Origin of the sequence: Scandinavium manionii (assembly GCF_024764775.1) — a bacterium.
Taxonomy (GTDB): domain Bacteria; phylum Pseudomonadota; class Gammaproteobacteria; order Enterobacterales; family Enterobacteriaceae; genus Scandinavium; species Scandinavium manionii.
This window is the reverse complement of record NZ_JALIGC010000032.1, coordinates 149,522-171,927: the sequence shown is the minus strand read 5'-3', so window position 1 is coordinate 171,927 and position 22,406 is coordinate 149,522. Positions and strand designations below refer to the sequence as shown.

General features: G+C 53.3%; 25 protein-coding genes, 1 pseudogene and 1 other annotated feature. Of the genes and pseudogenes, 19 read left to right on the top strand and 7 right to left on the bottom strand.

Annotated elements, in window-relative coordinates:
- Positions 1 to 113: pseudogene (locus MUU51_RS03935) on the top strand (hypothetical protein); the annotation flags it as partial.
- A gap of 49 nt (positions 114 to 162) precedes the next feature.
- Here the strand turns inward: MUU51_RS03935 and MUU51_RS03930 are convergent.
- Together MUU51_RS03930 and cls are read right to left on the bottom strand one after the other, a co-directional pair.
- Positions 163 to 492 carry an HI1450 family dsDNA-mimic protein gene (locus tag MUU51_RS03930; protein WP_110508601.1) on the bottom strand — a complete coding sequence of 110 codons (330 nt, stop codon included), beginning with the start codon at positions 490 to 492 and terminating at the stop codon, positions 163 to 165.
- Between the two features lie 34 nt (positions 493 to 526).
- A complete protein-coding gene (gene cls, locus MUU51_RS03925; RefSeq protein WP_159767620.1) occupies positions 527 to 1,987 on the bottom strand; it encodes a cardiolipin synthase in 1,461 nt (486 codons plus the stop codon).
- Between the two features lie 138 nt (positions 1,988 to 2,125).
- On the opposite strand from cls, the gene MUU51_RS03920 reads away from it, so the two are divergent.
- Positions 2,126 to 2,299 (top strand): YciY family protein, encoded by a 174-nt coding sequence (locus MUU51_RS03920; protein ID WP_125353205.1) that lies wholly within the window; start codon positions 2,126 to 2,128, stop codon positions 2,297 to 2,299.
- Positions 2,300 to 2,348: 49 nt separating this feature from the next.
- On the opposite strand, the gene MUU51_RS03915 is transcribed toward MUU51_RS03920, so the two are convergent.
- Entirely contained in the window at positions 2,349 to 2,645 is a 297-nt protein-coding gene (locus MUU51_RS03915; protein ID WP_159767623.1) for a YciI family protein, read from the bottom strand.
- Positions 2,646 to 2,865: 220 nt separating this feature from the next.
- Between MUU51_RS03915 and tonB the strand changes: the two genes are divergently transcribed.
- Positions 2,866 to 3,609 carry a TonB system transport protein TonB gene (tonB, locus tag MUU51_RS03910; RefSeq protein WP_258967156.1) on the top strand — a complete coding sequence of 248 codons (744 nt, stop codon included), beginning with the start codon at positions 2,866 to 2,868 and terminating at the stop codon, positions 3,607 to 3,609.
- Positions 3,610 to 3,651: 42 nt separating this feature from the next.
- On the opposite strand, the gene MUU51_RS03905 is transcribed toward tonB, so the two are convergent.
- The 3 genes from MUU51_RS03905 to pfkB form a co-directional block, all read right to left on the bottom strand.
- Positions 3,652 to 4,509: a fructosamine kinase family protein gene (locus MUU51_RS03905; protein WP_159767629.1), complete on the bottom strand. Its 858-nt coding sequence runs from the start codon at positions 4,507 to 4,509 to the stop codon at positions 3,652 to 3,654.
- An 87-nt stretch (positions 4,510 to 4,596) separates the two neighbouring features.
- On the bottom strand, positions 4,597 to 4,899 hold the full coding sequence (gene ghoS, locus MUU51_RS03900) for a type V toxin-antitoxin system endoribonuclease antitoxin GhoS (RefSeq protein WP_159767632.1): 303 nt from the start codon (positions 4,897 to 4,899) through the stop codon (positions 4,597 to 4,599).
- Positions 4,900 to 4,989: 90 nt separating this feature from the next.
- Positions 4,990 to 5,922 (bottom strand): 6-phosphofructokinase II, encoded by a 933-nt coding sequence (gene pfkB, locus MUU51_RS03895; RefSeq protein WP_159767635.1) that lies wholly within the window; start codon positions 5,920 to 5,922, stop codon positions 4,990 to 4,992.
- Positions 5,923 to 6,238: 316 nt separating this feature from the next.
- Between pfkB and MUU51_RS03890 the strand changes: the two genes are divergently transcribed.
- Both MUU51_RS03890 and MUU51_RS03885 read left to right on the top strand, forming a co-directional pair.
- Positions 6,239 to 6,997 carry a DUF481 domain-containing protein gene (locus MUU51_RS03890; RefSeq protein ID WP_125353186.1) on the top strand — a complete coding sequence of 253 codons (759 nt, stop codon included), beginning with the start codon at positions 6,239 to 6,241 and terminating at the stop codon, positions 6,995 to 6,997.
- Between the two features lie 279 nt (positions 6,998 to 7,276).
- Positions 7,277 to 8,053, top strand: a complete 777-nt coding sequence (locus tag MUU51_RS03885; RefSeq protein ID WP_258967151.1) for a LamB/YcsF family protein — start codon at positions 7,277 to 7,279, stop codon at positions 8,051 to 8,053.
- Between the two features lie 15 nt (positions 8,054 to 8,068).
- Here the strand turns inward: MUU51_RS03885 and MUU51_RS03880 are convergent, their stop codons facing one another.
- Complete coding sequence (locus tag MUU51_RS03880) at positions 8,069 to 9,292, bottom strand: mechanosensitive ion channel family protein (protein WP_258967150.1); 1,224 nt, start codon at positions 9,290 to 9,292, stop codon at positions 8,069 to 8,071.
- Between the two features lie 484 nt (positions 9,293 to 9,776).
- On the opposite strand from MUU51_RS03880, the gene thrS reads away from it, so the two are divergent.
- From thrS to selO, 14 genes are all read left to right on the top strand, one after another.
- On the top strand, positions 9,777 to 11,705 hold the full coding sequence (gene thrS / locus MUU51_RS03875) for a threonine--tRNA ligase (protein ID WP_258967149.1): 1,929 nt from the start codon (positions 9,777 to 9,779) through the stop codon (positions 11,703 to 11,705).
- Between the two features lie 3 nt (positions 11,706 to 11,708).
- The gene (infC, locus tag MUU51_RS03870; protein ID WP_110508565.1) at positions 11,709 to 12,251 is read left to right on the top strand and encodes a translation initiation factor IF-3; all 543 of its coding nucleotides are present in this window, start codon (positions 11,709 to 11,711) and stop codon (positions 12,249 to 12,251) included.
- A 96-nt stretch (positions 12,252 to 12,347) separates the two neighbouring features.
- Positions 12,348 to 12,545, top strand: coding sequence for a 50S ribosomal protein L35 (gene rpmI, locus MUU51_RS03865; protein WP_001124225.1), 198 nt, complete (start codon positions 12,348 to 12,350; stop codon positions 12,543 to 12,545).
- A gap of 52 nt (positions 12,546 to 12,597) precedes the next feature.
- Entirely contained in the window at positions 12,598 to 12,954 is a 357-nt protein-coding gene (rplT, locus tag MUU51_RS03860; RefSeq protein WP_002440151.1) for a 50S ribosomal protein L20, read from the top strand.
- 129 nt (positions 12,955 to 13,083) lie between these two features.
- Positions 13,084 to 13,207 (top strand) — a sequence feature (Phe leader region).
- Positions 13,089 to 13,133 carry a pheST operon leader peptide PheM gene (gene pheM, locus MUU51_RS03855; RefSeq protein ID WP_001386830.1) on the top strand — a complete coding sequence of 15 codons (45 nt, stop codon included), beginning with the start codon at positions 13,089 to 13,091 and terminating at the stop codon, positions 13,131 to 13,133. Its footprint overlaps the feature before it by 45 nt.
- A gap of 63 nt (positions 13,208 to 13,270) precedes the next feature.
- Positions 13,271 to 14,254 carry a phenylalanine--tRNA ligase subunit alpha gene (gene pheS / locus MUU51_RS03850; RefSeq protein ID WP_258967148.1) on the top strand — a complete coding sequence of 328 codons (984 nt, stop codon included), beginning with the start codon at positions 13,271 to 13,273 and terminating at the stop codon, positions 14,252 to 14,254.
- Between the two features lie 15 nt (positions 14,255 to 14,269).
- Positions 14,270 to 16,657, top strand: coding sequence for a phenylalanine--tRNA ligase subunit beta (pheT, locus tag MUU51_RS03845; protein ID WP_159767647.1), 2,388 nt, complete (start codon positions 14,270 to 14,272; stop codon positions 16,655 to 16,657).
- A 4-nt stretch (positions 16,658 to 16,661) separates the two neighbouring features.
- Positions 16,662 to 16,961 carry an integration host factor subunit alpha gene (gene ihfA, locus MUU51_RS03840; protein WP_006820203.1) on the top strand — a complete coding sequence of 100 codons (300 nt, stop codon included), beginning with the start codon at positions 16,662 to 16,664 and terminating at the stop codon, positions 16,959 to 16,961.
- Positions 16,962 to 17,062: 101 nt separating this feature from the next.
- Positions 17,063 to 18,040: a vitamin B12 ABC transporter permease BtuC gene (btuC, locus tag MUU51_RS03835; RefSeq protein WP_159767650.1), complete on the top strand. Its 978-nt coding sequence runs from the start codon at positions 17,063 to 17,065 to the stop codon at positions 18,038 to 18,040.
- 28 nt (positions 18,041 to 18,068) lie between these two features.
- Positions 18,069 to 18,620 (top strand): glutathione peroxidase, encoded by a 552-nt coding sequence (locus MUU51_RS03830; protein ID WP_159767653.1) that lies wholly within the window; start codon positions 18,069 to 18,071, stop codon positions 18,618 to 18,620.
- Positions 18,621 to 18,622: 2 nt separating this feature from the next.
- A complete protein-coding gene (gene btuD, locus MUU51_RS03825) occupies positions 18,623 to 19,369 on the top strand; it encodes a vitamin B12 ABC transporter ATP-binding protein BtuD (protein ID WP_374684784.1) in 747 nt (248 codons plus the stop codon).
- A gap of 77 nt (positions 19,370 to 19,446) precedes the next feature.
- Positions 19,447 to 19,911, top strand: a complete 465-nt coding sequence (locus MUU51_RS03820) for an NlpC/P60 family protein (RefSeq protein ID WP_159767656.1) — start codon at positions 19,447 to 19,449, stop codon at positions 19,909 to 19,911.
- Positions 19,912 to 20,188: 277 nt separating this feature from the next.
- Positions 20,189 to 20,902: an EAL domain-containing protein gene (locus MUU51_RS03815; protein WP_159767659.1), complete on the top strand. Its 714-nt coding sequence runs from the start codon at positions 20,189 to 20,191 to the stop codon at positions 20,900 to 20,902.
- A 61-nt stretch (positions 20,903 to 20,963) separates the two neighbouring features.
- Positions 20,964 to 22,406 carry a protein adenylyltransferase SelO gene (gene selO / locus MUU51_RS03810; protein ID WP_258967147.1) on the top strand — a complete coding sequence of 481 codons (1,443 nt, stop codon included), beginning with the start codon at positions 20,964 to 20,966 and terminating at the stop codon, positions 22,404 to 22,406.

Below are 22,406 nucleotides of genomic sequence, written 5' to 3'. Positions count from 1 at the left end.
GCGCAGATGGTAAAGCTACCGATAAGAAGAGAAAGAGCCTTCCCGAGAGTGGTGAAAGAAAGGCCACGTAAATATGGTAAGGCCTGGAACAAAAAAGCCAGTCAGTTGCTTAACTGACTGGCATTACTGCGTAAGCAGCCTTATATTGTTCATATTCTGCGATTATTCACGCCACAGAATATGGCAAATCTTGTGGTCTTTATCGCGACACAGCAGCACGCGGGCAAAGATATCGTTTAATTCGCCGCCATCGGTATCGGCCAGACCAATAACCACTTCGGCGAAGAAATCAGGGTTCAAATCGAAATCGACATGTTCCTGCCAGTCTTCCGCCGGGTCGAAAAGCTCGGCGCCGCCACGTTCTTCAAACTGCAAATTAAAGATAATGATATCCGCAGGATCGAGGTTATCACCCGCCAGTTCGAGAAAAATATCGTAGGCCTGCTCGAGCGTTTCGTCTTCGGTCAGGCGATTATTTAAATCCATTTCCATGATGACACCTAGATTTTCAGCTAATGGGCACGTTTTACAGCAACGGACTAAAGAAGTAAAACAGTCGCTCGGTGACGCGCTGCCATAGCGGGCGTTTTAACCAGCGCTGAGGATCCAGCAGGCGCGAACGGGAAATATAATCGTCCTGTACCGCCGCCAAATCACCGCCAAAACCTGCGTCATCAATCGCCAGAGTGATTTCAAAGTTCAGCCACAGGCTGCGCATATCCAGATTCACCGTTCCGACCAGGCTCAGCTCACCATCGACCAGTACGCTTTTGGTGTGCAGCAGGCCGCCTTCGAACTGATAAATTTTAACGCCAGCGGCTAGCAACTCGGTGAAGAAGGCGCGGCTCGCCCAGCCTACTAACACCGAATCGTTCTTGCGCGGCATAATAATGCTCACATCCACCCCACGCTGAGCGGCGGTGCAAATCGCGTGCAGCAAATCGTCGCTTGGCACAAAGTACGGCGTGGTCATTATCAGGTATTCACGCGCAGAATAAGCCGCAGTGAGCAGCGCCTGATGAATTAAGTCTTCCGGGAAACCCGGGCCGGAAGCGATGGTATGGATAGTGTGCCCGCTCGCTTCTTCGAACGGCATAATATTGGCGTCCGGGGCAGGGGGCAGAATGCGTTTGCCGGTTTCGATTTCCCAGTCGCAGGAGTAGACAATCCCCATTGAAGTGGCGATTGGACCTTCCATACGGGCCATCAAATCGACCCATTGCCCAACGCCTGCATCCTGTTTGAAGAAGCGCGGGTCAACCATGTTCATACTGCCGGTGTAGGCAATATAGTTATCGATCATCACCATTTTGCGATGCTGACGCAGGTCCATACGGCGCAGGAACACACGCATCAGATTAACCTTCAGCGCTTCCACCACTTCGATGCCGGCGTTACGCATCATCGCCGCCCATGGGCTGCGGAAAAAGTCGACGCTACCGGCGGAATCGAGCATTAACCGGCAGTGCACACCCCGACGCGCGGCGGCCATCAGCGATTCTGCGACCTGATCGGCCATGCCGCCCGGGTGCCAGATATAGAAAACCATTTCGATATTGTGACGCGCGAGCTGAATGTCGCGGATCAGCGCCTGCATGACGTCATCCGATTCGGTCAGTAGTTGGAGCTGATTGCCTTTAACCCCGGCAATGCCCTGGCGACGTTCACACAGCTTGAACAGTGAGCTCGCCACTGGGCTATTAGATTCTGCAAATATATGATTGCAGGCTTTAAGATCGTTGAGCCACTTGGCGGTAGACGGCCACATCGCACGGGCACGTTCGGCACGACGCTTCCCCAGATGCAACTCCCCCACGGAGAGATAGGCGATGATCCCGACCAACGGCAGAATATAAATGATCAGCAACCATGCCATTGCTGAAGGTACCGCGCGTCGTTTCATCAGGATACGTAACGTCACCCCCGCGATTAACAACCAATACCCCAGAATGACCAGCCAACTCACCACGGTGTAGAAGGTTGTCATAAAAAATCCTTTTGAAAGCCTGTCGTTAAGAGTTTACGCGTACGGATTCATCTGGCAAATAAAAACAGGCGGCAAAAGCACTGGTCAGCCGGGCGCAAGGGTTTATAATGTGCGCTCTTTCATCTCTGAGATGTTGAAATGAAGCGTAGCAGAAACGAAGTGGGGCGCTGGCGGATGCTGAGACAAGCCAGCCGTCGCAAAGCGCGTTGGCTGGAAGGTCAGTCGCGCCGCAACATGCGTATCCACTCAATCAGAAAATGTTTGGGCGCGCGGCAGCGAAATTCACTGCTCTTCGCAATCTACGAATTCTGATAACAAAAAAAGGCACCGCATGCGGTGCCTCTTGTTTTTTGGGGGGTTATCAGAACACTTTCTTGTACGGACGCACTTTCACATTCCCGTACACCGCCGCCGCAACGTACGGGTCGGCTTCAGCCCAGGCCTGGGCCGCTTCAAGCGACTCAAACTCTGCAATCACCGTCGAACCGCTAAAACCGGCTGCGCCAGGATCGTTACTGTCCACGGCGGGCATTGGGCCTGCGGTCAGCAGACGCCCTTCGTCGTGCAGCAACTGCAGACGGGCAAGATGAGCAGGGCGAACCGACGAACGTTTTTCCAGAGAGTCGGCGACATCTTCAGCATAAATCACGTAAAGCACGGGTACAGTCCTTATCGGTAAATTGTCGAAACACGTTATTTGAAAGCGCGGATGACTGCAATGCAAAGATTCCTGGAGGCCTGACAGGGTGCGACAAGTGTGCTTTTTTTCGCCAACAGCGGCAGAAAGTTGACCGAAGATAAGATGGCTTATTGAATATGATTGCTATTTGCATTTAAAATCGAGGCATCATTTTTCAACTGCAGCGATTATGACTTCAATGACCTTCGATATACCTCGCCGTTTTCCGTGGCCCACGTTGCTTTCTGTGGTCATTCACGGAGCCTTAGTGGCGGGTTTACTCTATACCTCGGTACATCAGGTTATTGAACTGCCCGCACCTGCGCAGCCTATTTCGGTGACGATGGTCGCACCGGCCGATCTGGAGCCGCCTCAGGCTGTTCAACCGCCTCCGCAGCCGGTCGTTGAACCTGAGCCGGAACCCGAACCTGAAGTGGTTCCTGAGCCGCCAAAAGAAGCGCCGGTGGTGATTCATAAGCCTGAACCTAAACCGAAGCCAAAGCCAAAGCCAAAGCCAAAGCCGAAACCGAAACCGGTGAAAAAGGTGGAACAGCCGAAGCCACAGCCGAAACCGGTTGAGCCGCGTCCGGCGTCGCCATTTGAAAATTCGACGACCCAGAGCCGTCCGGCGACAAATACCGCGCCTGCACCCAGCAAACCGGCCGTAACCGCACCTACCGGCCCGCGGGCATTAAGCCGTGGTGAGCCGCAGTATCCGGCCCGCGCCCAGGCGTTGCGTATTGAAGGTAAAGTGCGCGTGAAGTTTGACGTTACGGCAGATGGCCGCGTGGATAATCTTGAGATCCTCTCAGCCCAGCCGTCGAACATGTTTGAGCGTGAGGTGAAAACCGCGATGCGCAAATGGCGCTACGAACCGGGTAAACCGGGTTCGGGGATTGTCATGAATATTGAATTCCGCCTCAAAGGCGTTTCGATTAACTAGCACAGCAATTAATAAAACAAGCCCCGTTAAACGGGGCTTGTTTTATGCGGCCAGCACGCGATCCAGTGCCTTTTGCGCGTTCACCAGATGCTGCCCGCCGAACAGAATGGCGCGGTTAAGCAACGTGTAGAGCTGGTAAACCGGCTGCCGGTCGAGAAAATCAAGTGGTAGCGGCGAGACCGCTTGATAGCCATCATAAATTTGCGGCGGTTGTTCCGGGTGCAGCGGTAGCATCGCTAAATCGCATTCACGGTCGCCCCAATAGCAGGCCGGGTCGAAAATATAGGGGCCAGACGGGCCGAGTGCGCAGTTGCCAGACCACAAATCGCCGTGCAGCAGCGAAGGCTGGGGCTGGTGCGAACTCAGACGCTGGTGGATGTGCTCGACGATGGCATCAATGTTTCCGAACGCGAGGCCTTTTTCGGCGGCGAGCTCCAGCTGCCAGCCAATACGCTGTTCCGCAAAGAAGGTTGACCAGCGTCGTTGCCAGGCATTGGGTTGAGGCGTAGTGGAAAGGTCGTTGTCGAAATCGAGGCCAAACTGCGGTTGCTCGCTCCATTGATGAAGACGAGCCAGCTGCTGGCCGAGCAGGAAGGCGTTGTGCGCATCCAGCGGTCGGGGGGGAAGAAACTCCATCACCACAAAGCTGTAATCACGGTCACTGCCAACGGCGTACACCTCGGGTACGGCAACGGTTTCGCTACGCGCCAGCAGATCGAGTTGATCGGCTTCCGCAGTGAAGATGGGCAGCATTTCTCGCTCATCGCATTTGACGAAATAGTCCTGACCGCTGACGCGTAAATGCCATGCGGCGTGGATTTCTCCGCCGGGCAGTTCATTGCGCAGCTCGATTTCGCCGTCTCCGTGCTCTTTCAACAGGCTACAGATCGCTTGCCACATGCTCTCTCTCCCCATGTTTTCTGCCAGATCATAAGGTTAGCGCATAAATGCGGTGGAAAAACTCGAACTGACGCACAACTGTGCGTTTTAACTTGCCGTATTGGTCGTGTTGTCCTGCAGCCAGTGTTCAAAGGTCACAACGCTGACGTCAGGCTGGTGACCAATTGCGGTTTCCGCCAGGCCGGTGGTGAGGGCTTTGATATCGTCTTCACTTTGCGGACTGACGAGGCCAAACGTATTGGTGCCCAGATCGTGTACTTTACCGTCGTCGTCGCTCAACGTCAGCGTAAACCCGGCGCGGGTCAGATGGTTATTGAGCTCATTGATTTCGGTCAGCGTCTGTTCATGAAAACTGACGGTTACCACGTAACGCGTGATTTCGCCGCTCATCGGGAACCTCGTTGTTAAGCATGGAGTTTTATAGCATAGCCGATTACCGTGATTTTTCGACTCCCGCCACGGTTGCCACCGGAGTGACGGTCAGCTTCGGCACAAGTAATCGTAAATCGTTCGCGTGTTTTCCAGTGAGCACAAACGCGTGCCCTGGTTGATGGTCGCGGCACTCCCGGCGGCCACGCCGTAACGGACCATTTCGTCGAGCGACGCGCTTTCAGCAAGTTTCAGGGTCATTGCGCCGACCATGCTGTCACCAGCCCCGACTGTGCTCTGGCTTTTAACCGGTGGCGGTACGACCTGCACGCTGCCAGTAGCGTCGACACCCAGGGCTCCTTGTGGTCCCAATGAGACCACGACGCGTCGCGCTTTTCCGCTGCGGACAATCTCTTCGGCAGCTTTACGTACGTCATCAGGCTGGGTTAATTCCCGCTGCACCAATGCGCTCAGTTCTTTCTGATTCGGTTTCACCAACTCAATGCCACCGACGTCCAGCGCGGCGGAAAGGGCGTCGCCGGAGCTGTCCACCACGCAGCGTATGCCATGCTGCTGGGCCGATTTGATAAGCTCTACCAGCCTCGCAACGCCCACGCCCGGCGGCAGACTGCCGCTGATCACCAGAATAGCGCCAACTTCGATTTGCAGGACTTTCAGTTCAATCCGGCGGAATTCGTCTTCATTTAACGCAGCACCAGGCATCACAAAGCGATACTGTTCACCGCTGGTTTCGACATGCACGTGCAGGTTTTGACGTGTCCAGTCATGAGCGGAGACCGTCTGCACCGGCACTTGCTCATCAGCCAGCAGGGAGATCAGATGCTCGCCGGTGGCGCCACCAGCCGGGAAAATCGCCGTGGATTTTCCGCCGAGAAACGTAATGGCGCGGGCAACGTTTATCCCTCCGCCGCCGGGTTCAAACACCGGGGCGCTACAGCGTAATTTGCCTTCAGGATAGATTTGCGGAGTCAGCGTTGCGCTGTCGAGAGAGGGTGCCAGCGTAAGCGTATAGATGTTAACCATTCGATTACCTCCATTTATGACCCAGACGAGTCGCCGATTTTATGGTCAGCGGTAAGCCTGGCACCTTACGGGAGGTTAAGAAAGTGACAAGAATATGATTTTTCGCAAATTTACAATCCTTTCTGGCTGCGTTTATATATGAAATAAAATGCTATTTGAGATCCCTCTTATTCAAAAAATGAAACAAGAATTCATTGCTATGTTATTCACGCCTTTTTATAATTTGTTACCTTTCTTAGGACCGCCTGTTGTTGATCCTCGCGAAAGTTTCCGGGACCGTAATGGTCTCTTTTTTTGTTGTACGGACTCATAATAAATGAAGCTTTTCAAGACAGTACCCGCAGTAGTTGTTCTGGCGGGGGGCCTTTTTGCGTCACTGCACGCCGTGGCCGATAATACCGTTTTTACTGTCATGGACGACCCTTCCACAGCGAAGAAACCGTTTGAAGGTAAAATCAACGGCGGTTACCTGGCACAGTCTGGCAATACTAAAAGTTCTTCTCTGACTGCTGATTCCACACTGACCTGGTACGGCGATACGACAGCATGGTCGCTGTGGGGTAACGCCAGCAACACGTCTTCTAACGATGAACGCTCGTCTGAAACCTATTCAGTCGGCGGCCGTTCGCGTTACAACATTACCGACGCTGACTATCTGTTCGGCCAGGCAAGCTGGTTGACCGACCGTTATAACGGCTATCGTCAACGCGATGTGTTCACGGCCGGTTACGGTCGTCAGATCCTCAACGGGCCGGTCCACAGCCTGCGCTTTGAATTCGGTCCTGGTGTGCGTTACGACGAATACACCAACGATGAAACCAAAACTCAGCCGCTGGGTTATGCTTCCGGCACCTACGCCTGGCAGATGACCGACACCACCAAATTTACCCAGGGTCTCTCGGTGTTTGGGGCAGATGACACTACCGTCAACTCCGAGACGGCGCTGGACGTTGCCATTAACGATAACTTTGGTCTGAAAGTGGCCTACAACATCACCTGGAACTCCGAGCCGCCATCATCGGCACCGGAGCATACGGACCGCCGTACGACGGTGACGTTGGGTTATAAGATGTAATTTTTCAGGCCGGAGCAATCCGGCCTGATTGTTTCCGCATTATGAAAACAGCTCCGCCAGCCACGGAATGCCCAGTGCACCCGGCGCGAGAATGCCGAAGGCCTACAGCGGCCAGACGATGAGCGCCCTGAGTGCCAGTTGCGGATGGACGCTGATAAAATCAATGGTGCTTTGTATCAATCCCGTGAAATCCATTTTGTGTCCCTCGTGGTAAAACGGATGAAACAGTGATACACCGTGAGACTTTAACGAAAGACTAGCAGTCAGGAGATCCCCGAAATGCCCGTTGCGCCATCCATTGATTTAAATAGCGATTTAGGCGAAAGCTACGGCCAGTGGACAATGGGCGATGACGCCGCAATTTTGCCGCTGGTCAGCAGTGCCAACGTGGCCTGCGGGTTTCATGCGGGGTCACCGGCGGGCATTCTTGAAACGCTGCGTGCTGCACAGCGCCTGGGCGTAAACGTCGGGGCGCATGTTTCCTATCCTGATTTGGTCGGATTCGGCCGCCGGAATATGGATATCGCCAGCGATGAATTGACCGCCGACGTGATTTACCAAATCGGCGCTTTGCAGGGGTTAGCCGCGGCGGCGGGGACGCGAGTGTGTTACGTCAAGCCGCACGGGGCACTGTATAACACCATTGCGCATGACAAGCGTCAGGCGAGGGCGGTCATCGCCGGTTTGCGGGAAGTAGACGCATCGTTATCGCTGGTGGCATTGGCGGGTTCGGCGCTTATCGACTGGGCGCAAGATGCGGGCATTCATACCGTGGCAGAAGCCTTTGCCGACCGAGCTTATCACCGGGATGGCACGCTGGTGTCCCGACGTGAATCAGGGGCCGTCATTCACGATGCGAATGAGGTGGCTGAACGAGTGGTGCGGATGATTATCGACGGCGGGGTGATCTCCATTGAAGGCGAGTTCACCGCTATTCGTGCGGATTCCATCTGCGTACACGGCGACAGCCCGGGCGCGGTGGAGATGACGCGGCAGATACGCCAGAGACTGGATGCAGAAGGGGTTGTCGTCAGGGGATTTAAGCAGGGCGCTTAACGCGCCCTGCGGTTGTCAGCAGACGAGCGCCTGTGGACGAAGATCGTTGCCGGAAGGGCGCTGATAAATGCGCAGGCCAAACTCTTCAATCACCGCATAAACATGGTCGAAAATATCGGCCTGAATCGCCTCATATTTCAGCCATTCCACGGTATTAGTAAAGGCATAAATTTCCAGCGGCAGACCTTCAGCGCCTGGCGGCAGCTGGCGAACCATCAGCGTCATGTCTTTGCGGATTTTCGGATGCTGATGCAGGTATTCTGTCAGCCAGGCACGGAAAGCACCGATGTTAGTCATGCTTTCGCCATTGAGCACGCTCTGCGCGGCATTGCCGTTCGCCACTTTCTGGCTTTGCTCTTTAAGCCAAGGTTTCAGCAGATCAACCTTACCCAGACGCTGCAGCTCATCGGCTGACATGAAGTGAATGCTGGTGCTATCAATGAACACACTACGTTTGATACGACGCCCGCCGGAAGCTGACATATAGCTCCAGTTTTTGAAGGCATCAGACACCAGTGCATAGGTCGGGATAGTGGTGATGGTGTTATCCCAGTTCTGCACTTTCACCGTCGTCAGGCCGATATCAATTACCGTGCCGTCTGCGCCGTATTTTGGCATTTCTAGCCAGTCACCCATATGCAGCATGGTATTGGCGGAAAGCTGGATCCCTGCGACCAGACCGAGCAGCGGGTCTTTAAACACTAACATCAACACGGCCGCCATGGCACCCAGGCCGCTAAACAGAATGGCTGGGGACTTACCAATCAGCAGGGAAATCATTAGGATAGCGACAATCGATGCGGCGACCAGCTTCACACCCTGGAAAATTCCACGCAGCGGTAATTGCACAGAAAACTTGTACTGGTGCGACAGCTTGAGGATGACGTCCAGCAGCGAGAAGAAGGAGAGCAGGGCGAACAGCAGGATCCACAACTGCACACAGATGTTGAAAAACAGCCCTACGTGGCTGCCGGTTTCGAGATAGAAACTGAGCTGCACGCTGACCAGGATACCCTGCAAAGTCAGCGAAATGCGGTGGAATAACTTATTTTGCGTGAATATTTTCAACCAAGGACGGCTACCCTGTTCCGCATGTTTTTCAATTTTTCTTAAAATAAGCCGTAAAATGAAATGCGCCACGAGTGCGGTCAGGAAAATATAACCGAACACAATAAACAGTGAAGAAGGGTTGTTCAGATCGATGCCATATCGCTGTAAAAAGGCCAGTAGGTGACGCATAAACGCTCCGGGCAAAGGCGCGTATGGTGTGGAAAAAGAGAGTAGCTGGCAATCAACAGGATGTTTCAAGTCTTTATTTAAATTTCAGTGAGGGGCGGGATTGATGCGGGTAGGTCGTATTGCAGAATACTCCTGACGGGATCACATTTTTTTCATAAAGAAGGACCATTTCAGGGGTACGCTAAATAAACGGTGTTCACCGCTAATCAACCGGCTACAGCCGGTTTTTTCTTGCAAACAGGCTGCGAGCGCGGGCGGGGCAAAAGCCCATGTTCTTCATTGGCTTTAATAAATATCAAATGCCGTGTACTATGACCGTTCGTTATCGGCAAGTGAAGGTATGTACATTTTGGTTTTGTACACCCTGATGTACCCAGTTTGCAGAGTGAAGCAAATAAAGCCTTTAAAACTGCTGGTATGACTAAATAAATTATTTTTGCATGTGCTCTTTCGTGTGGGGCACCACTGTGAATAAGGATATGAAATGCCTGTAATTACTCTTCCTGATGGCAGTCAACGCCAGTTCGACCACGCTGTAAGCCCCATGGATGTTGCTCTGGACATTGGTCCAGGTCTGGCGAAAGCCACCATCGCTGGCCGTGTTAACGGTGAGCTGGTAGATGCTTCCGATCTCATTGAACAAGACGCCACTCTGTCGCTGATTACCGCGAAAGATGCTGACGGTCTGGAGATCATTCGTCACTCCTGCGCGCACCTGCTGGGACACGCTATCAAACAGCTGTGGCCGCATACCAAAATGGCTATCGGTCCGGTCATTGATAACGGTTTCTACTACGACGTTGACCTCGACCACACGCTGACCCAGGAAGATATCGACGCCCTCGAAAAGCGGATGCACGAGCTGGCTGAGAAGAACTACGATGTCATCAAGAAAAAGGTGAGCTGGAGCGAAGCGCGCGAAACATTTGTGAATCGCGGTGAGAACTATAAAGTCTCCATTCTTGATGAAAACATCGCCCATGATGACAAGCCTGGCTTGTATCATCACGAAGAATACGTCGACATGTGCCGTGGTCCACACGTGCCGAACATGCGTTTTTGTCATTACTTCAAACTGATGAAAACAGCAGGCGCCTACTGGCGCGGCGACAGTAGCAATAAAATGCTGCAGCGTATCTACGGTACTGCATGGACCGATAAGAAAGCGCTGAACGCCTATCTGCTGCGTCTTGAAGAAGCGGCAAAGCGTGACCACCGTAAGATCGGTAAACAGCTTGACCTGTATCATATGCAGGAAGAAGCGCCGGGTATGGTGTTCTGGCATAACGACGGCTGGACTATCTTCCGTGAACTGGAAACTTTCGTGCGCTCTAAGCTGAAAGAGTACCAATATCAGGAAGTAAAAGGCCCGTTCATGATGGACCGTGTGCTGTGGGAAAGAACCGGGCACTGGGACAACTACAAAGATGCGATGTTCACCACCTCTTCTGAGAACCGTGAATACTGCATCAAGCCGATGAACTGCCCAGGTCACGTGCAGATTTTCAACCAGGGACTCAAATCCTATCGCGATCTGCCGCTGCGTATGGCGGAGTTCGGTAGCTGCCATCGTAACGAGCCATCGGGCGCGCTGCATGGCCTGATGCGCGTTCGTGGGTTTACCCAGGATGATGCACATATCTTCTGTACTGAAGACCAGGTGCGTGATGAAGTCAACGCCTGCATTCGTATGGTCTACGATATGTATAGCACCTTTGGCTTCGAGAAAATCGTCGTCAAACTGTCTACGCGTCCTGAAAAACGCATTGGTAGTGATGAAACATGGGATCGTGCGGAAGCCGATCTGGCCGTGGCTCTGGAAGAAAACAACATCCCGTTCGAGTATCAACTGGGTGAAGGTGCCTTCTACGGCCCGAAAATTGAATTTACACTGTATGACTGCCTCGATCGTGCATGGCAGTGCGGAACAGTACAGCTGGATTTCTCCCTGCCGCAGCGTCTTAACGCCTCTTATGTTGGCGAAAGTAACGAGCGTCAGGTGCCGGTGATGATTCACCGCGCCATTTTGGGTTCCATCGAACGCTTCATCGGTATTCTTACCGAAGAGTTCGCAGGGTTCTTCCCAACCTGGATTGCACCTGTGCAGGTCGTGGTGATGAATATCACTGATTCTCAGGCTGATTACGTCAACGAATTGACTCGTAAACTGCAAAATGCGGGCATTCGCGTAAAAGCAGACTTGAGAAATGAGAAGATTGGCTTTAAAATCCGCGAGCACACATTGCGTCGTGTCCCGTATATGCTGGTTTGTGGCGACAAAGAGGTTGAAGCAGGCAAAGTTGCCGTGCGCACCCGTCGCGGAAAAGACCTCGGCACTGTGGACGTAAACGAAGTGATCGAGAAGCTGCTTAACGAAATACGCAGCCGCAGTCTTCAACAACTGGAGGAATAAAGTATTAAAGGCGGAAAACGAGTACAAACGGCACGTCCGAATCGTATAAATGGCGAGATTCGAGTTCAGGAAGTTCGCTTAACAGGTCTGGAAGGCGAACAGCTTGGTATAGTGAGTCTGAGAGAAGCTCTGGAAAAAGCTGAAGAAGCAGGAGTGGATCTGGTAGAGATCAGCCCTAACGCCGAACCGCCAGTTTGCCGAATCATGGACTACGGCAAATTCCTCTATGAAAAAAGCAAATCTTCTAAGGAACAGAAGAAAAAGCAAAAGATTGTTCAGGTTAAGGAAATTAAATTCCGTCCTGGCACCGACGATGGCGATTACCAGGTAAAACTCCGCAGCCTGGTACGCTTTCTCGAAGAGGGCGATAAGGCCAAAATCACGCTGCGTTTCCGCGGACGTGAGATGGCCCACCAACAGATTGGTATGGAAGTGCTTAATCGCGTCCGTGACGATCTGAGTGAACTGGCAGTAGTCGAATCCTTCCCAACAAGGATCGAAGGCCGTCAGATGATCATGGTGCTCGCTCCTAAGAAGAAACAGTAAGGCCTTCAAGTAGCATTGACCGTGGGACCCTCGGGTCTCACAGTCTTTGTTCGCCTACGTTTCATTTTTCAACAATGCGAAGTGGAAGTTATTAAGATGCCAAAAATTAAGACCGTACGCGGTGCTGCTAAGCGCTTCAAAAAAACCGGTAAAGGTGGTTTTAAGCACAAGCACGCTAACCTGCGTCATATTCTGACCAAAAAAGCTACTAAGCGTAAACGTCACCTGCGCCCGAAAGCCATGGTTTCTAAAGGCGATCTGGGTCTGGTAATCGCGTGCCTTCCGTACGCATAAGTCGTTAACGTTTAACTTTTATTAATCAAGAATATAGAACAGGAGAGCTCATATGGCTCGCGTAAAACGTGGTGTAGTTGCCCGTGCACGTCACAAGAAAATTTTGAAACAAGCCAAAGGCTACTACGGTGCGCGTTCACGCGTATACCGCGTTGCCTTCCAGGCAGTTATCAAAGCAGGTCAGTATGCTTACCGTGACCGTCGTCAACGTAAGCGTCAGTTCCGTCAACTGTGGATTGCGCGTATCAACGCAGCAGCACGTCAGAACGGTATTTCTTACAGCAAATTCATCAACGGCCTGAAAAAAGCCTCTGTTGAAATTGACCGTAAGATCCTGGCTGACATCGCAGTATTCGACAAAGTAGCGTTCACCGCTCTGGTCGAAAAAGCGAAATCTGCACTGGCATAAGCCAGTTGAAGAGGGAGGCTTGCCTCCCTCTTCTCTTTCAAATTATCGTTAAGAATCAGTAAGACGTTGACTTTTCAGAGTGAAAACTTTCCAATAAGTTCTTCACTGCCCTTATCAGACAAGGTAACGCAAGCATGAATGCTGCTATTTTCCGCTTCTTTTTTTACTTTAGCACCTGAATCCAGGAGGCTAGCGCGTGAAAGACGAAACGAAAAACAGCGCCAGAAAGCCTCCCCAGGGAGGCTTTTTTCGTATATAGAATTCAAGAGATTAAGTCCGCAAACGGGTGTTTGCACCGACATTATTGAGGAAAACCATGTCACATCTCGCAGAGCTGGTTGCCAGTGCCAGGGCAGCTATTAATGAAGCTTCAGATGTCGCCGCGCTGGATAACGTGCGTGTCGAATATCTGGGTAAAAAAGGGCATCTGACCCTTCAGATGACAACCCTGCGTGAATTGCCGGCGGAAGAGCGCCCGGCCGCAGGTGCCGTTATCAACGAAGCCAAAGAGCAGGTCCAGCAGGCGCTTAATGGGCGTAAAGCCGCTCTGGAAGGGGCCGCCCTGAATGCGCGTCTGGCCGCAGAAACTATCGATGTTTCTCTGCCGGGGCGTCGTGTTGAAACCGGTGGTTTGCACCCCGTTACCCGTACCATCGACCGCATTGAAAGTTTCTTCGGTGAGCTCGGCTTTACCGTGGCGACTGGCCCGGAAATCGAAGATGACTATCACAACTTCGATGCCCTGAATATTCCAGGCCACCACCCGGCACGTGCTGACCACGACACTTTCTGGTTCGACGCAACGCGTCTGCTGCGTACCCAGACCTCTGGCGTACAGATCCGCACCATGAAAGACCAGCAGCCGCCTATCCGCATTATTGCTCCGGGCCGCGTCTATCGTAACGATTACGATCAGACCCACACTCCAATGTTCCATCAGATGGAAGGCCTGATTGTTGACACCAACATCAGCTTTACCAATCTGAAAGGCACGCTGCACGACTTCCTGCGTAACTTCTTTGAAGAAGATTTGCAGATTCGTTTCCGTCCGTCCTATTTCCCGTTCACCGAACCGTCCGCAGAAGTTGACGTGATGGGCAAAAACGGCAAATGGCTCGAAGTGTTGGGCTGCGGCATGGTTCACCCGAACGTACTGCGTAATGTCGGTATCGATCCGGAAGTTTACTCCGGCTTCGCCTTCGGCATGGGTATGGAGCGTCTGACCATGCTGCGCTACGGCGTCACCGACCTGCGTGCATTCTTCGAAAACGATCTGCGTTTCCTCAAACAGTTTAAATAAGGGCAGGACAGAACAATGAAATTCAGTGAACTGTGGTTACGCGAATGGGTTAACCCGGCGATTGACAGCGAAGCGCTGTCTGGCCAAATCACCATGGCAGGCCTGGAAGTGGACGGCGTTGAGCCCGTTGCAGGCGTGTTCAATGGCGTTGTAGTGGGTGAAGTGGTTGAATGCGGTCAGCATCCAAACGCCGATAAACTGCGTGTGACCAAAATTAACGTTGGTGGCGAGCGACTGCTGGACATCGTCTGCGGTGCGCCAAACTGCCGTCAGGGCCTGAAAGTGGCCGTCGCGACCATCGGTGCCGTTCTGCCTGGCGACTTCAAAATCAAAGCAGCGAAACTTCGCGGTGAGCCGTCCGAAGGCATGCTGTGTTCGTTCTCTGAACTGGGGATTTCTGACGATCACAGCGGCATTATCGAACTGCCTGCTGATGCCCCGCTGGGAACCGACATCCGCGAATACCTGAAACTCGATGACAACACCATCGAAATCAGCGTTACCCCGAACCGTGCTGACTGCTTAGGTATCATCGGCGTGGCGCGTGACGTCGCGGTCCTGAACCAGCAGCCGCTGAACGAGCCAGAAATGGCGCCGGTTGCCGCAACCATCAGTGACACTTTCCCAATTAACGTCGAAGCTGCCGACGCGTGCCCACGTTATTTGGGGCGCGTCGTCAAAGGCATCAACGTTAAGGCGCCAACGCCGCTGTGGATGAAAGAAAAACTGCGTCGTTGTGGCATCCGTTCTATCGATGCGGTGGTGGATGTGACCAACTACGTATTGCTGGAACTGGGTCAGCCGATGCACGCGTTCGACCTCGACCGCATCGACGGCGGCATCGTGGTGCGTATGGCGAAAGAGGGTGAACCTCTGGTTCTGCTGGACGGTAACGAAGCCAAACTGAGTACGGATACGCTGGTCATCGCTGACCACAACAAAGCCCTGGCAATGGGCGGTATCTTCGGTGGTGAGCATTCCGGCGTGAATGACGAAACCCAGAACGTGCTGCTGGAATGTGCATTCTTCAATCCGCTGTCCATCACGGGTCGTGCGCGTCGTCAGGGTCTGCATACCGATGCTTCCCACCGCTACGAACGTGGCGTGGATCCGGCGCTGCAATACAAAGCGATGGAACGTGCAACACGTTTGCTCCTGGACCTTTGCGGCGGGGAAGCGGGCCCGGTCATTGATGTGACCAACGAAGCCACTCTGCCGAAGCGCGCCAGCATTACGCTGCGTCGTAGCAAACTGGACCGCCTGATTGGCCATCACATTGCCGATGAGCAGGTTAGCGATATCTTGCGCCGTCTGGGTTGTGAAGTGACCGAAGGTCAGGACCAGTGGCAGGCCGTCGCGCCAAGCTGGCGTTTCGATATTTCAATCGAAGAAGATCTGGTGGAAGAAGTCGCCCGCGTTTACGGCTACAACAATATCCCGGATGCGCCAGTTCAGGCGGGTCTGATCATGGGGAATCACCAGGAAGCTAACTTGTCTCTTAAGCGTGTGAAAACCATGCTGAATGACAAAGGTTACCAGGAAGTCATCACCTACAGCTTCGTCGATCCGAAAGTGCAGCAGGTGATCCACCCGGGCGAAGAAGCGCTGATCCTGCCAAGCCCAATCTCTAGCGAAATGTCCGCGATGCGTCTTTCTCTGTGGACTGGCCTGCTGAGTACTGTGGTCTACAACCAGAACCGCCAGCAGAGCCGTGTGCGTATCTTCGAAAGCGGTCTGCGTTTCGTTCCGGACACCCAGGCGCCATTGGGCATCCGTCAGGACGTGATGTTGAGCGGCGTTATCTGCGGTAACCGCTATGAAGAACACTGGAATCTGGCGAAAGAGACAGTTGATTTCTATGATATAAAAGGCGATCTCGAATCCGTTCTGGACCTGACCGGCAAACTGGGTGATATCCAGTTCAAAGCTGAAGGCAATCCAGCGCTGCATCCGGGACAGTCTGCGGCGATTTATCTGAAAGGCGAACGTATTGGTTTCATTGGGGTTGTTCATCCTGAGCTGGAACGTAAACTAGACTTGAACGGTCGCACGATGGTGTTTGAACTGGAGTGGAACAAGCTCGCAGACCGCGTGGTGCCTCAGGCGAAAGAGATTTCTCGCTTCCCTGCGAACCGTCGTGACATCGCTGTGGTCGTGGCAGAAAACGTTCCTGCAGCCGATATTCTCAATGAGTGTAAGAAAGTTGGCGTAAATCAGGTAGTTGGCGTAAACTTGTTTGACGTGTACCGCGGTAAGGGCGTAGAGGAAGGTTTCAAGAGCCTCGCTATCAGCCTGATCCTTCAGGATACCAGCCGTACACTCGAAGAAGAGGAGATTGCCGCTACCGTTGCCAAATGTGTAGAGGCATTAAAAGAGCGATTCCAGGCATCATTGAGGGATTGAACCTATGGCGCTTACAAAAGCTGAAATGTCAGAATATCTGTTTGATAAGCTTGGGCTTAGTAAACGGGATGCCAAAGAACTGGTAGAGCTGTTTTTCGAAGAGATTCGTCGCGCTCTTGAAAACGGTGAGCAGGTAAAACTCTCCGGTTTTGGTAACTTCGATTTGCGCGATAAAAATCAACGTCCCGGGCGCAACCCGAAGACGGGCGAAGATATTCCCATTACAGCCCGGCGCGTGGTGACCTTCAGACCCGGCCAGAAGTTGAAAAGTCGTGTCGAAAACGCTTCGCCCAAAGCAGAATAATTTCTGATTAACCAAAAAGGCCGCTCTTGCGGCCTTTTTTCTTTTCTGCGAGCATCAGGCACAATAAAATCAGACACTTCACCTCATTATCTCAGGACATCATGCAACGACTCGCCCAACGTCAGCAGCAACGAAACCAGCGATGGCTGGGACTTTTGCTGTTGCTCCTTCTGCTCGCGGTGTTCATCAGCCTGTGCGCGGGTGATGCGTGGATTGCGCCGGGCGAATGGTTTACCGCTCGCGGTGAGTTGTTTGTCTGGCAAATTCGCCTGCCGCGTACCGTGGCCGTGGTGCTGGTGGGCGCTGCACTGGCGGTGTCCGGGGCGATTATGCAGGCATTATTTGAAAACCCGCTGGCGGAGCCTGGCTTGTTGGGCGTATCTAACGGCGCGGGTGTCGGACTGATAGCCGCCGTATTGCTGGGGAAAGGGCTACCAAACTGGGCGCTGGGCCTGAGTGCCATTGTCGGCGCGCTGACCATCACCGTGATATTACTGCGCTTTGCGCGCCGTCACTTATCGACCAGTCGGCTGCTGCTTGCGGGCGTGGCGCTGGGGATTATTTGCAGCGCGGCAATGACCTGGGCCGTCTATTTTTCGACGTCGTTTGACCTACGCCAGTTGATGTACTGGATGATGGGCGGGTTTGGTGGCGTGGACTGGCATCAGGGTTGGCTAATGCTGGCGCTTGTGCCCGCGATTGGCTGGGTTTGCCTGCAATCGCAGCCGCTGAATTTATTGTCGCTCGGCGAAACGTCTGCCCGCCAGCTCGGGCTGCCACTGTGGCTGTGGCGAAGGCTTCTGGTGCTGGCGACGGGCTGGCTGGTGGGCGTCAGCGTGGCGCTCTCTGGTGCCATTGGCTTTATCGGGCTGGTTATTCCCCATATGCTGCGGCTGTGCGGCCTGACCGACCATCGTGTGCTTCTGCCTGCCTGTGTGCTGGCAGGAGGCGCAACGCTGCTGTTCGCCGATATCGTGGCCCGTATGGCGCTGGCTTCGGCGGAATTGCCTATAGGCGTCGTCACGGCGACCCTGGGCGCACCCGTATTTATCTGGCTACTATTAAGGGCTGGCCGATAAGCGCCGGCTGATAACCCAAGAGGACGCTATGCAACACGATATTCTTAACACCAATGTCACAACCATCGACGGTGAAAACGTCAATCTCGAACAGTTCAAAGGCAATGTATTGCTGGTGGTGAACGTCGCTTCCCAGTGCGGGCTGACGGCACAGTACGAGCAGCTGGAAAATATTCATGAAGCCTGGAGCAAAGACGGTTTCGCCGTGCTGGGCTTCCCATGCAACCAGTTCCTCGGCCAGGAGCCGGGCAGTGACGAAGAAATTAAAACGTTCTGCAGCACTACGTATGGCGTGACGTTCCCGATGTTCAGCAAAATCGATGTCAACGGCGAGCAGCGTCATCCGCTGTATCAGAAACTGACCTCAGCCGCCCCGGTCGCCGTCGCGCCAGAAAGCAGCGGTTTCTACGAGCGTATGGCCAGTAAAGGCCGGGCGCCGAAGGAGGAAGGCGATATTCTGTGGAATTTCGAAAAATTCCTGATTGGTCGTGATGGCGAAGTCATTCAGCGTTTCTCTCCGGACATGACGCCTGAAGATCCGATTGTGATGGAATCCATCAAGCTGGCGCTGGCGAAGTAATCATGTCGCTGATGCAGTTGCAGGGTGTGGCAGAACCGGGACGATTGCACCCGGTCAGCGCAGACGTTTGTCAGGGTGAAATGGTGCATCTTGTCGGCCCCAACGGCGCAGGAAAAAGCACGCTGCTCGCCAGAATGGCAGGCTTAAGCCAGGGCGCGGGGCAGGTTATGCTAAACGGTAGACCGTTGACTGACTGGCCTGCACCAGAACTGGCGCGCCATCGGGCGTATCTGACGCAACATCAGACGCCGCCCTTTGCGATGCCGGTCTGGCATTACCTGACGCTGCATCAGCCCGACAAAACGCAGCACGCATTACAGCAAGAAATCGCCGAAAAGTTGGGTCTGGGGGATAAACTAGCCCGCCAGGTGAACCAGCTTTCCGGCGGTGAATGGCAGCGCGTCCGTCTTGCGGCGGTGGTGCTGCAAATTCACCCGCAGGGAAACCCGGAAGGGAAGCTGCTGTTGCTGGATGAGCCGATGAACAGCCTGGATGTGGCCCAGCAGAGTGGGCTGGATAAACTGCTGACCGAGCTAAGACTTGCCGGTGTTACGGTAGTCATGAGCAGCCACGACTTGAATCACACGTTACGCTTCGCCAGCCAGACGTGGTTATTGCGTCGGGGGCGAATGCTGGCCAGTGGCGACACGCCGCACGTTTTGACGATCGAAAATCTGACGGCTGCGTATGATATGCCCTTCAAAATGCTAAACGCGGACGGCGTACAGATCTTAATTTCTGCGCTGTAACCTTAAGGTTTCTTGCAACTTTGCAAATTCGCAGGCTAAATTATTCTTATAAAAAATATCAGAGGAAACGCCAGGATATGCGTCTCTTATTTATTTTAGTGGCAGCGTTAATTTTAGCCGGGTGCAGCAGCCATCGTGCGCCGCCGCCTAACCCACGCCTTTCGGACTCCATCACAGTTATTGCCAATCTTAATGATCAGCTGGCAAACTGGCGCGGCACGCCATATCGCTACGGGGGAAGTACTCGCGGTGGTGTGGATTGCTCTGCGTTCGTAATGATGACCTTCCGGGACCAGTTTGATTTACAGCTGCCGCGTGATACCAAACAGCAGTCGAAAATCGGCACCGAAATTGATAAGCATGATTTATTGCCGGGCGACCTGGTATTCTTCAACACCGGTTCGGGCGGAAACGGTCTGCATGTCGGCATCTACGACACGGATAATCAATTTATTCATGCCTCAACCAGCCAGGGCGTCACGCGCTCCTCACTGGATAATGTCTACTGGCGAAAGCACTTCTGGCAAGCCAGACGTATTTAGTCGTAAAAACAAAAGGGCCTGATGGCCCTTTTTTGTTAGCAGATAAATATAAAAAAGCACTACGAAATAATTATCAATTGTCATGGCATTCCGCTAATGAATCTCTGGATTGTGCGATTACACGAATATGGATTACAATCATCCCAATGATAAAGCAAAGGAATTCTTGAATTACAAAGGGACGAATGAAATTAATCTTTTTAAAATCAAAGATTTTGTTTTCGACTGGAACCATGCAGCAGCGACCAGGGAGCTCCCTTGAACAAGGGTGGACGTAATGATTGTTACTCTGGATAAAGCCTGGAAAACCGAATTATTATTCCTGCCTGCCAGAAATGGTGGGGGGCAACTTGTCGGATTAGAAATAATCGCGAACGTTGTTGGCGTGGATGATGCGGTGCGTACGCCGACCACGCTGGTGACGTCCCGCCTGAGCGCTGAACAGGAAGTCATCCTGTTTCGCGAAAAACTCGCGTTACTCGAAACCTGCCGAATATTTTTTATTCAACAGCAATTAATTGCGTGGATTAATATAACGCCGGCAATTGCCTTTGCGTTGTTAACACAAAAAGTGTTGGCGGAAGAGGCCGCGCGATTTGCCTTTCTGGAGTTTACGGTCAATGAAAACTTTCCAGAATTGAATGCCATCGACAAAAATCATTTGCTGGTTCAACTGGCAAATCTTTTCCCGCTGATGCTGGCCAATTTTGGTGCCGGAGACGCATCCACCCAGGCTGTTTTCAGTGGGTTGTTCAAACGCGTTATGCTGGATAAAAACTTTATTCAGCAACAGGCGTTATTATTATCGTTTGATCCCTTTATGCGGGCCATAATCGCCCAGGTACAGCCCTGCTGTAGTGCGATTATGGCGGCAGGTGTGGACAACCCGCAGATCCTTGAACGTCTGGAGCCCTGGGGTCTGAGCGCATATCAGGGATTACTGTGGCCCACCGTTGATAGCGCATCGCTAACCCGTCTGATGCAGGAATAACCCTGTATCTCGCCCGTATTTATCTGCCCTCACAGGCACTACACTACAGACAGGAGGAACCATGACCCTGTCTTTTACCCATCACTGGCGCGATGAGCTGCCAGGTTTTTATACCGAACTGTCACCGACGCCGCTGGCTAATGCACGCCTGATTTGGCACAACGCGGCGCTGGCGCAGAGTCTCGATCTGCCTGAATCGCTGTTCAGGCCTGAAAAAGGCGCGGGCGTGTGGGGCGGCGAAACGTTGCTGCCTGGAATGCTGCCTCTCGCGCAGGTCTACAGTGGCCATCAGTTTGGCGTCTGGGCCGGTCAGCTTGGCGACGGACGCGGCATCTTGCTCGGCGAACAGCAGTTGGCCGACGGACGTCGTTACGACTGGCACCTGAAAGGCGCAGGACTGACGCCGTATTCCCGAATGGGCGATGGGCGCGCGGTATTGCGCTCCACGTTACGCGAAAGTCTGGCGTCTGAGGCGATGTTCGCGCTCGGCATTCCGACCACGCGTGCGCTATCAGTGGTAACCAGCGACACGCCGGTATACCGAGAAACGGTTGAGCAGGGCGCTATGTTGATGCGTCTGGCGGAAAGTCATGTGCGTTTCGGCCATTTCGAACACTTCTACTACCGCCGTGAACCGGAAAAGGTACGTGAGCTGGCGGATTATGTGATTCGTCATCACTGGCCGCAGCTGGGATCCGAAACCGAAAAGTATGCGCTGTGGTTCCGTGACGTTGTCACCCGTACTGCGCGTCTGATTGCCCTCTGGCAAACCGTTGGCTTCTGTCACGGGGTGATGAACACGGACAATATGTCTATTCTGGGTCTGACCATGGACTACGGTCCGTACGGTTTCCTCGATGATTATCAGCCAGGCTTTATCTGCAATCACTCTGACCATCAGGGTCGCTACAGCTTTGATAATCAGCCTGCGGCGGCGCTGTGGAACCTGCAACGCCTGGCGCAGTCGCTGTCGCCATTTATCTCGGTGGATGTGCTCAACGATGCGCTGGACGGTTATCAGGAAGCATTGCTGGTGGAATACGGTCAGCGGATGCGCGGCAAGCTCGGTCTGTTCTCGGAGCAAAAGGGCGACAACGAACTGCTGAACAGGCTGTTTAGTCTGATGGAGCGTGAGGGCAGCGATTACACCCGTACTTTCCGTATGTTGAGCGAGACGGAACAGCAGAGTGCGAGTTCACCGTTGCGCGATGAGTTTATCGATCGGGCGGCGTTTGATACGTGGTTTAGCGACTATCGCGCGCGCTTGCAGCAGGATCGGGTGGATGACGCCACGCGCCAGCAAAGTATGAAGCAGGTGAATCCGGTGGTGGTGTTACGCAACTGGCTGGCACAGCGCGCCATCGAGCAGGCTGAACGCGGGGACTATGCCGAGTTTGAGCGTTTGCATGAGGCGTTACGTGACCCGTTTGCAGACCGGAGTGATGACTATGCCAGCCGTCCGCCTGAGTGGGGAAAGCGGCTGGAAGTGAGTTGTTCGAGCTGA